We start from the raw sequence: 12711 nt of genomic DNA, 5'->3' as shown, positions 1-12711 counted from the left end.
GGAGAGGCTCCATGTTCGACATCGTGATCAACGGCGGCGACGTCGTCGACGGGACCGGCGCGCCGCGACGGCGCGGCAACGTGGGCGTCGTCGGCGGCCGGATCGCCGAGGTCAGCACCGCGAAGCTGGCCGGGGAGCGGGAGATCGACGCCACCGGGCAGGTCGTCGCGCCGGGCTTCGTCGACCTGCACTCGCACGCCGACTACACCCTCGAAGGACATCCCGGCGCCGCCACGCAGATCCACCAGGGCGTCACGACGCTGATCACCGGCAACTGCGGGCACTCGCCGTTCCCGTTCACCGACCTGGGCCTGATCCGCCGGGCGAGCATCATCGACGACCGCGCGCTGAGCTGGAACTGGCGCGACGCGGCCGGTTTCCGCGAGATCGTCGACGGCGCGGCCCTCAACGTCGGGCTCCAGGTCGGGCACAACGCGGTGCGCCTCGCGGTGCTCGGCGACGTCGACCGCGCACCGGACGAGGACGAGCTGGCGCGGATGTGCGAGCTGGTGAAAACCGCCGCGCGGCAAGGAGTCGTGGGCTTCTCCACCGGCTTGATCTACGCGCCGGGCGTGTTCGCCGACGCCGCCGAGGTGCGCGCGCTGGTCGCCGCGGCGGCCTCGGCGGGCCTGCTGTACTCGACGCACATGCGCAACGAGGCGGCGACGTTGCTCGACGCGGTGCGCGAAGCGATCGAGGCCGCGGAGCTTTCCGGTGCGCGGCTGGAGATCTCGCACCTCAAGGCGATGGGGCCGGAGAACCACGGCAAGGTCGTCGAAGCCCTCGCGCTCATCGACGCGGCCCGGGAACGGGGAGTCGACGTCGCCGCCGACGTCTACCCGTACACCGCCTCCAGCACCTCGCTGGTGTCCCGGTTGTCGGCGTGGGCGGTCGACGGCGGCAAGGACGCGCTCCTGGCGCGGCTCGCCGACGCCGCCGTCCGCGAGCGCATCGCCGCCGAGCTGCGCGCGAGGTTCGGCCGCGACATCGATCCGGAAGGCGTGATCATCGCCGACCTGCCGATCGGCGCGGAGAGCCCGCACATGGGGTTGTCGATCGCGGAGATCGGCCGCCGAACGGGCACCGATCCCGCCGAAGCGGCGCTGCGGGTGCTGGAGGAGCACGCCGCGAACGTGGCGATCGTGAACCACGCGATGAGCGAGGCAGACGTCGAAACGGTGCTCCGGCACCCGTGGGTGTCGGTGGCCAGCGACGGCTGGACCCTGTCCGAGCGGGGCGAGGGCCGCCCGCACCCGCGCAGCTTCGGCACGTACGCGCGGGTGCTCGGGCGCTACGTGCGCGAGCGCGGGGTGCTGACCGTCGAGGAAGCGGTGCGGAAGATGACCGCCCTGCCCGCCTCCCGCGCCCGGCTGACCGACCGGGGCGTGCTGGCGGTGGGCAAGGCCGCCGACATCGCCGTCTTCGATCCCGGCGCGATCGTCGACAACTCGACCTTCGAGCAGCCGTGGCAATTGGCGACGGGCTGCTCGACGGTGCTGGTCAACGGCGTGCCGGCGCTGCTCGACGGCAGCGCCACCGGCCGTCGCGGCGGAGCGGTGCTGACGCCGGGGTGATCAGGGCTTGCGGCCGACCCCGGCGAGGCCGGTGAAGCGCTCAGGGTGCTCGTCGACGTCCGCCTCGGCCGCCGGACGCCACAGCGGCAGCGGCACCACGCCCGGCTCCAGCAGCTCGAAGCCCTCGAAGAACGCCTTGACGTCGGACTTGTGACGCATGGTCATCGGGGTCGCCGTGCGCTGGCGGTAGAGGTCGGCGTGGGACGACGCCACGTCGGGCCGGCCCTCCGGGGCCGCGTGCGAGAGGACCAGGAAGCTGCCGGGCGCGAGCGCGTCCCGGTACCTGGCGACGATCTCGTACGGCCGGGCCTCGTCGCCGACGAAGTGCAGCACCGCGACCATCATCAGCGCCACCGGCCTGCTGAGGTCGAGCAGTTCGGCGACCTCGGGGGAGTCGAGCACCGCGGCCGGGTCGCGCAGGTCCGCGCGGATGATCGAGGCGTTCGGGTTGTCCCGCAGCAGGTTCTTGCTGTAGGCCACGGCGACCGGATCGGTGTCCACGTAGACCACGCGGGCGCCCGGCGCGGCCTGCTGGGCGACCTCGTGCACGTTGCCGACCGTCGGGATGCCCGAGCCGAGGTCGAGGAACTGGCGGATGCCCTGGTCCGCGCAGTGCTGCACGGCCCGCCGCAGGAACGCGCGGTTGGCCTGCATGATCAGCGGCAGCTCCGGCCACATCCTGATGGCCTCCTCGGCCATCTGGCGGTCGATCGCGAAGTTGTGGTTGCCGCCGAGGTAGTAGTCGTAGACCCGGGCCGCGTTGGGCTTCTCGAGATCGATGCTCTCCGGCTCGGTCGGCGTCTGCGGCATCCGGTCCTCCTCACGGCTGGGTGATGACTCCCATCACCCAGCCGTGATGCTAACCCTGTCCGTTATGTCCTGTCTCCAAGGGCGGCCGCGGAGATCACGCCGCGGCTTCGGCGCCCCGGTCGAGCTTGACCACGACGCCGAGGGCCACCAGGGCGACGGCCGCGCCGCCGGTCATGGTGATCGCCATCGCCGGGCCGTCGTTGCCGAGGACGCCGACCAGCGGCGCGATCAGCGCGCCTAGGCCGAACTGCCCGGCGCCGAGCAGCGCGGCGGCGGTCCCGGCGGCCTCGCCGTGCCGGGACAGCGCGAGCGCCGGGGCGTTCGGCAGCACGAAGCCCATCGCCCCCAGCAGCAGCCACAGCGGCACGATGAACCCGTACAGCCCACCGGTCCCGGTGGTGGTCAGGGCCGTGAGCACCAGACCGGCGACGGTCGCGGCCACCAGCGCGCCGGTGACGATCTGCTTCGGCGTGTAGCGGTTGAGCAGCACGACGTTGAACTGGGACGCCCCGATGAGCGCCACCGCGCCGACGCCGAAGACCAGCCCGAACGCCTGCTGGTTCAGGCCGAACTGCTCCTGCAGCACGAACGACGAGCCGGAGATGTAGGAGAACAGCGCCGACATCGCCAGCGCCGCCACGATCGCCAGCAGCACGAAGTCGCGGTCGGTGAGCAGCGTCCGGTAGGTGCGCAGCACCGGCCGGAACTCCGCGACCTGGCGGCGCTCCGTGGGCAGCGTCTCCTTCAGCGCGAAGATGGCGACGATCAGCAGGCCCGCGCCGATGATCGCCAGCGCGCCGAACACGCCGCGCCACGACCCGGTCAGCAGGATGGCGCCGCCCAGCGTCGGCGCGAGGATCGGCGCCACGCCCATCACCAGCATCAGGCGGGACATCGCGGTGGCCGCCGTGCGCCCGGTGAACAGGTCGCGCACCACGGCCAGCGCGACGACCATCGTGGCCGCCGCGCCGACGCCCTGGAGCGTGCGCAGGACGCCCAGGACCGCCACGTTCGGCGCGAAGAGGCAGGCCACCGACGCCACGATGTGCACGGCCGTGCCCGCGATCAGCGGGATCCGCCTGCCGACGATGTCGGAGAACGGCCCGATCAGCAGCTGGCCGAGGCCGAGCCCGAGCAGCGTGCCGGTGAGGGTGAGCTGCACGGTGGATGCGGAGGCCTGCAGGTCGTTGCCGATCGCCGGCAGCGCCGGCAGGTACATGTCGATGGTCAGGGGGCCGAGGGCGATGAGCGCCCCCAGCACGAGGATCACCCGGAATCGCTCGAATCCGGTCGGCTCTTCGGTCACCGGGCGCGCACGGTGTGCCTCCGGTGGGCTCTGCACCGCAACGTTGTCCATCATTGCCTTTCGAATTCACCGCGGAAGATTTCAGGGAATCTGACGCGGGCTTCAGCGATCACGCCGATCCATTTGTTCCCGCTGTCGCGACGAATTCGCTGTGATGCGGGCTACATCGGTCGTGGTCGTCCTGGAATTCGTTGGCTGGTGCCGGATTTCGACCGATTTATGTTAGGGCTGCTAAATATCCATTGTGGACAGAAATGTGATTCGGGAAAATGTCGGATGAATTTCCAGGGGCGAAACGGTGCCGCAACGCAGGGTCGATCCGGCGGCGATTTCGCGCGAAATCGGGGAGGGGGCCGCTGATTTCGCGCGAAATCACCCTCGCCGTCCGCACTAGGCGGCTCGGCTGCTGGCGATGAGGTCCCGCCGCTCGCGTTCCCCCAAGCCGCCCCAGACCCCGTAGGGCTCGCGGGCCTTCAGCGCATGGGCTCGGCACTGCCGCATGACCGGGCAGTCCTCGCAGATGCGCTTCGCTCGCCGTTCGCGGTTCTCGCGGGCGCTGCCGCGTTCGTTCTCCGGGTGGAAGAACCTGCTCGTCTTGACGTCGCGGCAGGCGGCCTGGAGCTGCCAGTGCCAGGCTTCGCTGACCGGTTTGGGCAACCGAGCTGTTGCGGCCACTGCTACCACCTCCGGTGATCTCGCTTTCGCCGGCACCCAGTCGCCCTACCCGGGTCGGCGCCCCGGCACACGTGCCGCCGGGAAGATCGGGCGGGATTCACTTGATCGTTCGCGTACCCGGCCAACGGGTCGTATGTGCACAGTGGACGGTCCGGTCGAGCCGTCCGCCCTGCTACCGGTCGGGGGTACTCTCTAGTCCGGACCGGCGGCGATGGGAGCGGAGATGCACGGATACACCGGGGACAAGGACAACTACCTGAAGCGCTTGGCGCGCATCGAGGGGCAGGTCCGCGGCTTGGCCCGGATGATCGAGGAGGACAAGTACTGCATCGACATCTTGACGCAGATCTCCGCGGCCACCAAGGGCCTGCAGGCGGTGTCGCTGCGGTTGCTGGACGAGCACCTCAAGCACTGCGTCGCCGAGGCGCTGTCCGAGGGCGGGAAGAACGCCGACGAGAAGGTGCGCGAGGCGAGCGAGGCGATCGCGCGGCTGGTCAAGTCCTGACCAGCGCCACCGCCGCGCCGAAGTCGAGGGGTCGGTGAGGGGCACCCGCGACCGGGTCGCGGGTGCCCCTCGCTGCAGGTGGTCAGCCCTGGGGGAGCAGGCCGCGCATGGTGTCGATCTCGGCTTGCTGGGTGTCGATGATCTGCTGCGCCATCTGCTTGGCGGCCGGGAACCGGCCGCTGTCGAGCTCGGTCCGCGCCATGGTGACCGCGCCCTCGTGGTGCTTGATCATCAACGTCAGGAACTGCCGGTCGAACTCCGCGCCGCGAGCCTGTTCGAGCTGCTGCATCTCGGTGTCCGACATCATGCCTCCCATGTCGCCGTGACCCATGGCGCCGTGGTCCATGCCGGGCATGGACGCCGGGGCGCCCCAGTCGCGCAGCCAGCCGGTGAGCGTCTGGATCTCCGGGGCCTGCGCGGCCTCGATCTGCCGGGCGAGGTTCTTGACCTCCTCGGACTGCGCCCGCTCCGGCACCAGCCGGGACATCTCGATCGCCTGCTCGTGGTGCGGGATCATGCCCTGCGCGAACGTGACGTCGGCCGCGTTGTTCGCCGCCTGCTGGTCGGCCCCGGGCTGGGCGGCGCTGGTCGGCGCCCCGTGGCCGGGCATGTTGCTCATGTCGTCACCGCCGCCGCAACCGGCCAGGACGGCCGCCGCCGCGACCGCGCCGATGGCAGCGGTGAGCACGCGTGTGCGCTTCATGGTGTTGTCCTCGTCTTTCGTGAGCTGAAAAGGGCATGCGGAAGCAGGCCACGTGGGTCCGTGGCCGCTCAGCTGCCGATCAGCGCCGAAGCACGCACAACACCGCTAACCGCCGGGGTACCGGGGTGGGCGGCCGGAAGCGGGTGAACGCCGTGATCGCGAGCGGCTTCGGGTTCTCGGCCGAGGCGCTGGCGATGCGGCGCAGGAGGGGGAGCAGGAGCGCGATGAACCCGGCGGCGATCGCCAGGCACAGGTGCAGCAGGCCGTGGTCCGGCGCTGCGGGCGGCTCGCCGTGCTCGGTGGGCATCGCGGAATGCGTGGCTACCGCGGCCGACGGGTGTGGCTGGTCGTGCTGCGCGGGTACGTGGTGCATCAGCACCACGCCGAGCGCGAGGACCACCAGGAGTCCCCATCGCACCAGTCTCGAACGCGCCTGCACGACACCGACCATACCCGGGCTGGGTTTCAGGACCTGACGAGCCGCGCGATCGCGTCGCTGGCCTCGCGGATCTTCTCGTCGGCCTGCCCGCCGCCGTCGGCCACCGCCTCGGCGACGCAGTGCTGGAGGTGTTCGTCCAGCAGTCCCAGGGCCACCGCCTGCAGGGCCTTGGTGGTCGCCGAGACCTGGGTCAGCACGTCGATGCAGTACTCGTCGTTGTCGATCATCCGGGCCAGGCCGCGCACCTGGCCCTCGATGCGGCGCAGTCGCTTGGCGTAGTCGTCCTTGTTCTGGGTGTAGCCGTGCATCACGACCTCCTCGGGGTCCTCGGCGACACCTCCCGTTATACCCCCAGGGGGTAGTGTCGGCAAGGTGGCCTCAGAGGAAGCCGTCCGTCCGGACCGGCTCCTTGGCGGACTCCGGGTCGCGGCTCTCGGTGCGCCGCAGCCACAGCACCCCGCCGAGCTGCACCAGCGTGGCGGCTCCGGTCATCACGGCGGCGATGACGGCGAACGAAGGCCACTCGTAGATGAAGCCGAGCACCACGGCGGCGACGAAGAAAAGCGCCGTGCGCACCAGCAGCACGCTGAGCCGACTCTTGTTGATCACTCCGGGGCACCTTCCTGCAGACAACCGCCCCTGCGAGTGTAGGCGGCCGTCGCGATTGCGAAGTCTCCGCGCGGGGCGGGAACCGCCGGGGAACCGGAACCGTCCTTGCCTTGCGACCGAGATGTGTGGGGAATTCGGTCGGTTCCACTTTTCCAGGTGTGATTTCGCATGTCGTGAACAGGAGATCGTCATGTCGTTCAGTCGCACGGACAGCCACCGGCCGCAGGTCGCGCCGCCGGTGCTCGGGCCGGAGTACAGCGGCCAGGAATCAGGGGACGGGCCCGAGCGGCTCCACGTCCCGGTGCAGCAGGTCGCGGCCGACCGCGCAGAGGCGGGAGTGGCGCTGCGCCGACTCCCCGACGGTCGGCTCGCGCTGCTGGTCTACTCCTCGGCCGAGCTGCTCGCCGAATGCTGCGGCGAGCACCAGTCGTGGATCGCCATCCTGTGGGAGGGCGCCAAGGACCTGGCCGGCGACGCCGTGGACGGTGCCAAGGACAAGGCCAAGGACGCCTGGAACGGCGCCAAGGGCGTGTTCGGCCTGTGAGCCGACGGCCCGTGCGTACTTTGTGTTGCTATGGCAGCACAAAGTACGCACGGGCCCGTGCCGGGCTAGGCGCTGGCGCCGCCGTCGAGGACGAGGTCGTGTCCCACCGTGAAGCCGGATTCGGGGGCGGCCAGCCAGAGCACCGCCGCGGCCGCTTCCTCCAGCGTGCCCACCCGGCCGATGGGCTGCGTCGTCTTCGCGCGCTCCGCGCGGTCCGCCTCGGTTTCGCCCGGCAGCAGGGACATGGTGGTTTCGATCGGCCCGGGGCTGATGGCGTTGATCCGGATGCCCTCGCCGATGTGGTCCAGGGCTGCGGTGCGGGTCAGCGCGCTCACCGCTGCCTTGGTCGCCGCGTACGCGCCCGTTCCCGGGCGTCGCCGGTGCGCGCCGATGTTGGAGGAGGTGTTGACGATGGCTCCGCCGCCGTGCTCGCGCATGTGGGCGATCTCGTGCTTCATCGACAGCCAGACCCCGGTGACGTTGATGGCCATCAGCCGGTCCCAGTCCTGCTCGTCGAAGTCGGCGACCGGACCGGTGGCGAGGACGCCGGCGTTGTTGAACGCCACGTGCAGGCCGCCGTGGCGTTCGACCGCCGTCGCGACGAGGCGTGCGACGTCGTCGGAGTCCGACACGTCGGCGGTGACCGGGCTGCCCTGGCCGCCCGACGCCTCGATGAGCTCGACCGTCTCGGCCAGCGGCTCCGGGTTCCGCCCGGCGACCACGACGGTGGCGCCTTCGCGCGCGAAGGCCAGGGCCGCGGCCCGGCCGATTCCGGAGCCGCCGCCGGTGATGAGGGCGACCTTGCCGGTGAAGCGGGATGTCATGGTGTCCTTCTTTTCAGATCGATCGGTCTTGAATCCGGGCGCGCGAAACCGCTCCGCGTCCGGAGGTTCAGCGAAGCGAGGCCAGCGCCTGCTCGGCGGCGTCGCGCAGGCGCCCGGGGTCGGGGTCGGTCCGGCCGAGCACCCGGATTCCCTGCAGCACGACCAGGATGAGCCGCGCCCCCGCGCGGGGATCGCAGCTCTCGGGGACCTCGCCCTGCGCGCGGGCCCGGGTCAGCGCCGAGGCCAGGGAGGTTTCCAGCACGTCCCAGCTCGAATGGACGCCGCGCGCCACCTGCCGGTCGTGCGGCGCCAGCTCGACCGCCGCGTTGACCACCATGCAGCCGCGCCGGTCGGCCAGCGTCTCGGCGATGTAGGAGTCCATCAGCTCGCGCAGCGCGGGCAGCGCCGGGCCCGGCTGCGACAGCCGTTCCACGACCTCGGGGTCCCGGAGCTGGAGGTACCGGTCGAGGGCCTTCAGGTAGAGCTCGTGCTTGCCGCCGTAGGTGGCGTAGATGCTCGCCCGCGCGATCCCCAGGTGTGCGACGAGATCCGCCATGGAGGTGGCCTCGTACCCGCGCTCCCAGAACAGCTCCAGTGCGCGTTGGAGCGCCGCGTCCGGGTCGAATTCCTTGGTCCTCGCCACGGCCGGAACGCTACCCGGTTCGAGAACGATCAGTCAAATATGGTCTGTCGCTCCAGGCCCGGAAGGGACGATTGACGGCCTGCCGGGGCCGCCATATTTTGAATACAGGTGTCCTCAGTTTTGAAGGGAGCACCATGTCCGAGCCGACCCCGCTGGGACCCGATTCCCTGATGTGGCGCTACTTCGGCGACTGGCGCGGGCTGCTGCTGGCGCTGTGGGCGGGGTCGATGCAGAACATGCACCCGCAGCTCGGCGCGGGCGTCGAGGAGCACTCGCGGTTCTTCGACGAGCGCTGGGAACGGCTCTACCGGTCGCTTTACCCGATCGGCGGCGTGCTCTACGACGGCCCGCGCGCCCGCGAAACGGCCCGGCAGGTGCGCGGCTACCACGACACGATCAAGGGCGTCGACAAGCACGGCCGGCCCTACCACGCGCTGAACCCCGACACCTACTTCTGGGCGCACTCGACGTTCCTGGTGATGCCGATCCTGATCAACGAGCACTTCGGCAAGCCCCTCACCGAGGCGCAGAAGGAGCAGGTCTACGCCGAAGGCGTCCAGTGGTACCGGCTCTACGGCATGAGCATGCGCCCGGTGCCGCCGGATTGGGCGAGCTTCCGGCGCTATTGGGACCACATGTGCCGAAACGTGCTGGAGGACAACAAGGCCACCCGCGACGTGCTCGACATCGCGCGCATCGGCAAGCCGCCCACCATGAAGTGGCTGCCGGATCCGCTGTGGAGGCTCGCCCGGATCCCGATCAGCCGCGGCTTCGTCTGGCTCACCGTCGGCGTCTACGACCCCGCCATCCGCGAAAAGCTCGGCTACCGCTGGACTTCCCGCGACGCACGGCTGCTGCGGCTGCTCGGCCGCGCGCTGGGCCTCGCCTGGCAGCTGGTCCCGTTCGACCTCCGCTACCACCCGCGCGCCCGCGCCGGATGGCGGCGCGAGCGCGGCGAGATCCCGGCCGATGCGCCGCTCGTCGAAACGCCGCCCCGCAACCTCCCGCCGCCCGACCGGCGCGACGACCCGAAGCACTACTCGCCGACGATTGGTTGATACCTCCTCGTGGCGGTATGGCGCGTGGTCGCGGTTTGCTTGGATCGCTGTTGGTGATCCGCCGCCTCACCCCGACAGAAGGAGGCCGCGCGATGATCCGTCGTGCCAGTGCGCTAATCGCCTGCGCCGCAGCAGTGGCGCTGGTGTTCCCGCCGACCGCCTCGGCGGCCGAGGCCACCCCGGTCGCCACCGGGCTCGACATCCCCTGGGGCCTGGCGTTCCTGCCCGACAACTCGGCGCTGTTCACGCAGCGCGACACCGGCCAGATCATGTCCTTGAAGGACGGACGGGTCGCCGAGGTGCAACGCATCGAGGATTCCCAGCCCACCGACGGCGAGGGCGGCCTGATGGGCATCGCCGCGTCGCCGGACTTCGCCTCGGACCAGACGGTGTTCGTCTTCTACAGCACCAGCGAGGACAACCGGATCGCCAAGCTGCGCCTCGGCGAGGCACCGCAGCCGATCCTGACCGGCATCAAGAAGAACCGGTTCCACAACGGCGGCCGGCTGGCATTCGGCCCGGACGGGATGCTCTACGCCACCACCGGCGACGCCCAGGACCCGGACAACGCGCAGGACGTGAACTCGCTCAACGGCAAGATCCTGCGCATGACGACCGACGGGAAGCCCGCGCCGGACAACCCGTTCGGCGACTCGGTGGTCTACTCGATGGGCCACCGCAACCCGCAGGGCCTCGCCTGGGATTCGGCCGGGCGGCTGTTCTCGGCGGAGCTGGGCCAGAACACCTGGGACGAGGTCAACCGCATCGAGGGCGGTAAGAACTACGGCTGGCCGGTGTGCGAGGGAACCTGCGGCAACGACGAGTACGTGGACCCGCTGGTCACCTGGAAGACGTCGGAGGCATCGCCCAGCGGCCTGGCCATCCACCAGGGCAACGTCTACGTCGCGGCGCTGCGCGGCCAGCGCCTGTGGCAGATCCCGCTCGCCGACGACGGCACCTTGGGCGAGCCGAAGGCGCTGTTCCAGGGCGAGTACGGCCGCCTGCGCACGCCCGTCGCGGCCCCGGACGGCACCCTCTGGGTGACGACGTCCAACCAGGACAACAACGGCGATCCCGGCCCCGACGACGACCAGATCCTCAGCATCACCCCGTGACCCGCCCGCGGGCCGCAGGTCTTCCGGCGAACCGGAGGACCCGCGGCCCGCGCTCGATCTACTCCGCGAGGTACCAGTCGCGGGGTGGGTTGGAGACCTTCGGTGGCGTGCGCGGGACTTCGGGCTGGGCCGCCCAGCGGATGCCGTTGGCCAGGACGCGCCGGATCTCCGGCTGGTTGTACACCGGGTAGCGCTCGTCGCCCGGGCTGAAGTAGAAGATCCGGCCGCGGCCCCGGTTGAACGTCACGCCCGAGCGGAACACCTCGCCGCCGGTGAACGAGCTGATGAAGATCAGCTCGTCCGGCGCCGGGATGTCGAAGAACTCGCCGTAGGTCTCCTGCTCGGGGATCACCAGCGGGTTCGGCACGCCTTCGGCGATCGGGTGCGTCGGGTCGACCGTCCACACCACCTCGCGTTCGGCGGCGTTGCGCCAGCTCAGCGAGCAGGTGGTGCCGAGCAGCCGGGTGAAGATCTTGGAGAAGTGCCCGGAGTGCAGCACCAGCAGGCCCATCCCGCCGAGCACGTGCCGCTGCACCCGGTCGACCACCTCGTCGTCGACCTGCCCGTGCGCCTTGTGGCCCCACCACAGCAGCACGTCGGTGCCGGCCAGCACCTCCTCGGGAAGCCCGTGCTCCGGGTCGCTGAGCAGCGCGGTGCGCACCGTCGCGTCCGGCAGCTGCTCGCCGATCCCGGCGGCGATGGCGCCGTGGATACCGCCGGGGTAGTACTCGGCCATCCCGGCTGGGTCCTTTGTGGACTCATGGACGCCTTCGTTCCACACGGTGATGTGAAGCGGGCTCATTCGACGACGATCTCCTTCTTCTCGGCGGCGGACTGGTAGCAGGCGTCGATCACCCGGGCGCGCCTCAGCGCGGTGGAACCGTCGTTTGCGGCCCACTCGTCCGGGTTCCGCAGCACGCGGACGAAGTTCTCCACCACCCCGGCGTGCGCGCGGCCCGGCTCGGCGGGCGGGGTGTAGTCCGCGATCTCGCCGTCGACGTCCCGGTACACGCGCAGGTCGCCGACCTTGGCCTTGGTCGCGCCGACGGCCCGCAGCTCGGCACCGCCGTCGGTGCCCAGGACGCTGAAGTCGATCAGGTCGAGCGGGTCCCGGAACGCCGCCCACGAGGTCTCCAGCACGAGCGTGCCGCCGCCCTCCAGCCGGAGGAACGCCGCCGCGAAGTCCTCGACCTCGAACTTCGAGGCGGCCTCGCTCTTGGCGCTCCACTTCATCTCGCCGATGTCGCGGTGCCCGAGCTCGGCGTAGGTGACGGCGCTGACCGAGGTGACGCGCGGCTCGCCGAGCAGGAAGAGCGAGTAGTCGAGCACGTGCACGCCGATGTCGGCCAGCGGGCCGCCGCCGGACATCTCCTGGTTGGTGAACCAGCTGCCCAGCTTCGGGATGCCGCGCCGCCGCATCCAGGACGCCTTCGCGTAGTACGGGCGGCCCAGGTCGCCGCGGTGGATGATCTCGCCGAGGGCCTGGATGTCGCCGCGCAGCCGGTGGTTGAACACGATGTCCAGCACGCGGCCGGCCGAGCGCGCGGCGTCCACCATCTGCTGGCCCTCGACGCCGTTGCGCGCCAGCGGTTTCTCGCTGAGCACGTGCAGCCCGCGCTTCAGCGCGGCGATGGCGATCGGCGCGTGCAGGAAGGTCGGGACGGCGATGCTGACCGCGTCCAGGCCCGGCAGCTCGATGAGCTTCTCCCAGCTCTCGAACAGGTGCTTCGCGCCGTACTGCTCGCCGAGCGAGGCGAGCAGGTCCGCCTCCTGCCCGGCGATCGCCACGATCTCGACGTCCGGGAGCGCCTGGTAGGCGGCGAGCGCCTGCTGGCCGGCCCAGCCGATGCCGATGACTCCGACCCGAAGCGTGGGGTCACTCATTGGATGTGGCTCCTTAGTGAGA

The 12711-nt window shown here is 70.6% G+C and carries 16 protein-coding genes; 5 read left to right on the top strand and 11 right to left on the bottom strand.

The window, feature by feature from the left end:
• Positions 1–11 precede the first annotated feature (11 nt).
• Positions 12–1574, top strand: a complete 1563-nt coding sequence (locus ACWEV3_RS11445) for an N-acyl-D-amino-acid deacylase family protein (protein ID WP_452613759.1) — start codon at positions 12–14, stop codon at positions 1572–1574.
• Here ACWEV3_RS11445 and ACWEV3_RS11440 read toward each other — a convergent pair whose 3' ends face one another.
• The 3 genes from ACWEV3_RS11440 to ACWEV3_RS11430 all read right to left on the bottom strand — a co-directional run bounded on the left by ACWEV3_RS11440 (position 1575) and on the right by ACWEV3_RS11430 (position 4365).
• Entirely contained in the window at positions 1575–2384 is an 810-nt protein-coding gene (locus ACWEV3_RS11440; RefSeq protein ID WP_452613758.1) for an SAM-dependent methyltransferase, read from the bottom strand.
• Between the two features lie 94 nt (positions 2385–2478).
• Positions 2479–3690 (bottom strand): multidrug effflux MFS transporter, encoded by a 1212-nt coding sequence (locus tag ACWEV3_RS11435; protein WP_452613757.1) that lies wholly within the window; start codon positions 3688–3690, stop codon positions 2479–2481.
• A gap of 390 nt (positions 3691–4080) precedes the next feature.
• Complete coding sequence (locus tag ACWEV3_RS11430) at positions 4081–4365, bottom strand: WhiB family transcriptional regulator (protein WP_452613756.1); 285 nt, start codon at positions 4363–4365, stop codon at positions 4081–4083.
• 223 nt (positions 4366–4588) lie between these two features.
• On the opposite strand from ACWEV3_RS11430, the gene ACWEV3_RS11425 reads away from it, so the two are divergent.
• Positions 4589–4870: a metal-sensitive transcriptional regulator gene (locus ACWEV3_RS11425; protein WP_093259932.1), complete on the top strand. Its 282-nt coding sequence runs from the start codon at positions 4589–4591 to the stop codon at positions 4868–4870.
• Positions 4871–4952: 82 nt separating this feature from the next.
• On the opposite strand, the gene ACWEV3_RS11420 is transcribed toward ACWEV3_RS11425, so the two are convergent.
• The 4 genes from ACWEV3_RS11420 to ACWEV3_RS11405 all read right to left on the bottom strand — a co-directional run bounded on the left by ACWEV3_RS11420 (position 4953) and on the right by ACWEV3_RS11405 (position 6621).
• Complete coding sequence (locus tag ACWEV3_RS11420) at positions 4953–5573, bottom strand: DUF305 domain-containing protein (RefSeq protein ID WP_452613755.1); 621 nt, start codon at positions 5571–5573, stop codon at positions 4953–4955.
• A gap of 79 nt (positions 5574–5652) precedes the next feature.
• Positions 5653–6012 carry a hypothetical protein gene (locus tag ACWEV3_RS11415; RefSeq protein ID WP_452613754.1) on the bottom strand — a complete coding sequence of 120 codons (360 nt, stop codon included), beginning with the start codon at positions 6010–6012 and terminating at the stop codon, positions 5653–5655.
• A 26-nt stretch (positions 6013–6038) separates the two neighbouring features.
• On the bottom strand, positions 6039–6320 hold the full coding sequence (locus ACWEV3_RS11410) for a metal-sensitive transcriptional regulator (RefSeq protein WP_093259926.1): 282 nt from the start codon (positions 6318–6320) through the stop codon (positions 6039–6041).
• A gap of 70 nt (positions 6321–6390) precedes the next feature.
• A complete protein-coding gene (locus tag ACWEV3_RS11405; protein ID WP_452613753.1) occupies positions 6391–6621 on the bottom strand; it encodes a hypothetical protein in 231 nt (76 codons plus the stop codon).
• 190 nt (positions 6622–6811) lie between these two features.
• Here ACWEV3_RS11405 and ACWEV3_RS11400 point away from each other — a divergent pair, with 190 nt between their 5' ends.
• A complete protein-coding gene (locus ACWEV3_RS11400) occupies positions 6812–7165 on the top strand; it encodes an SAV_915 family protein (RefSeq protein ID WP_452613752.1) in 354 nt (117 codons plus the stop codon).
• A 65-nt stretch (positions 7166–7230) separates the two neighbouring features.
• Here ACWEV3_RS11400 and ACWEV3_RS11395 read toward each other — a convergent pair whose 3' ends face one another.
• Both ACWEV3_RS11395 and ACWEV3_RS11390 read right to left on the bottom strand, forming a co-directional pair.
• Complete coding sequence (locus tag ACWEV3_RS11395; RefSeq protein ID WP_452613751.1) at positions 7231–7989, bottom strand: SDR family NAD(P)-dependent oxidoreductase; 759 nt, start codon at positions 7987–7989, stop codon at positions 7231–7233.
• Between the two features lie 67 nt (positions 7990–8056).
• The gene (locus ACWEV3_RS11390; protein WP_452613750.1) at positions 8057–8632 is read right to left on the bottom strand and encodes a TetR/AcrR family transcriptional regulator; all 576 of its coding nucleotides are present in this window, start codon (positions 8630–8632) and stop codon (positions 8057–8059) included.
• Positions 8633–8766: 134 nt separating this feature from the next.
• On the opposite strand from ACWEV3_RS11390, the gene ACWEV3_RS11385 reads away from it, so the two are divergent.
• On the top strand, positions 8767–9690 hold the full coding sequence (locus ACWEV3_RS11385) for an oxygenase MpaB family protein (RefSeq protein WP_452613749.1): 924 nt from the start codon (positions 8767–8769) through the stop codon (positions 9688–9690).
• Between the two features lie 92 nt (positions 9691–9782).
• Entirely contained in the window at positions 9783–10805 is a 1023-nt protein-coding gene (locus tag ACWEV3_RS11380) for a PQQ-dependent sugar dehydrogenase (protein WP_452613748.1), read from the top strand.
• A 58-nt stretch (positions 10806–10863) separates the two neighbouring features.
• On the opposite strand, the gene ACWEV3_RS11375 is transcribed toward ACWEV3_RS11380, so the two are convergent.
• Both ACWEV3_RS11375 and ACWEV3_RS11370 read right to left on the bottom strand, forming a co-directional pair.
• On the bottom strand, positions 10864–11607 hold the full coding sequence (locus tag ACWEV3_RS11375; RefSeq protein WP_452613747.1) for a ThuA domain-containing protein: 744 nt from the start codon (positions 11605–11607) through the stop codon (positions 10864–10866).
• Positions 11604–12689, bottom strand: coding sequence for a Gfo/Idh/MocA family protein (locus tag ACWEV3_RS11370; protein WP_452613746.1), 1086 nt, complete (start codon positions 12687–12689; stop codon positions 11604–11606). The genes ACWEV3_RS11375 and ACWEV3_RS11370 overlap by 4 nt, the downstream gene beginning before the upstream one ends.
• Between the last annotated feature and the right edge of the window lie 22 nt (positions 12690–12711).

It is taken from the genome of Saccharopolyspora sp. NPDC003752, from assembly GCF_053605825.1.
This window is presented reverse-complemented; position numbering and strand designations above follow the sequence as displayed.

Coding starts and splice junctions, on each gene's coding strand:
- ACWEV3_RS11445 (WP_452613759.1), top strand. CDS start 12: ATGTTCGACATCGTGATCAACGGCGGCGACGTCGTCGACGGGACCGGC.
- ACWEV3_RS11440 (WP_452613758.1), bottom strand. CDS start 2,384: ATGCCGCAGACGCCGACCGAGCCGGAGAGCATCGATCTCGAGAAGCCC.
- ACWEV3_RS11425 (WP_093259932.1), top strand. CDS start 4,589: ATGCACGGATACACCGGGGACAAGGACAACTACCTGAAGCGCTTGGCG.
- ACWEV3_RS11420 (WP_452613755.1), bottom strand. CDS start 5,573: ATGAAGCGCACACGCGTGCTCACCGCTGCCATCGGCGCGGTCGCGGCG.
- ACWEV3_RS11410 (WP_093259926.1), bottom strand. CDS start 6,320: ATGCACGGCTACACCCAGAACAAGGACGACTACGCCAAGCGACTGCGC.
- ACWEV3_RS11400 (WP_452613752.1), top strand. CDS start 6,812: ATGTCGTTCAGTCGCACGGACAGCCACCGGCCGCAGGTCGCGCCGCCG.
- ACWEV3_RS11395 (WP_452613751.1), bottom strand. CDS start 7,989: ATGACATCCCGCTTCACCGGCAAGGTCGCCCTCATCACCGGCGGCGGC.
- ACWEV3_RS11385 (WP_452613749.1), top strand. CDS start 8,767: ATGTCCGAGCCGACCCCGCTGGGACCCGATTCCCTGATGTGGCGCTAC.
- ACWEV3_RS11380 (WP_452613748.1), top strand. CDS start 9,783: ATGATCCGTCGTGCCAGTGCGCTAATCGCCTGCGCCGCAGCAGTGGCG.
- ACWEV3_RS11375 (WP_452613747.1), bottom strand. CDS start 11,607: ATGAGCCCGCTTCACATCACCGTGTGGAACGAAGGCGTCCATGAGTCC.
- ACWEV3_RS11370 (WP_452613746.1), bottom strand. CDS start 12,689: ATGAGTGACCCCACGCTTCGGGTCGGAGTCATCGGCATCGGCTGGGCC.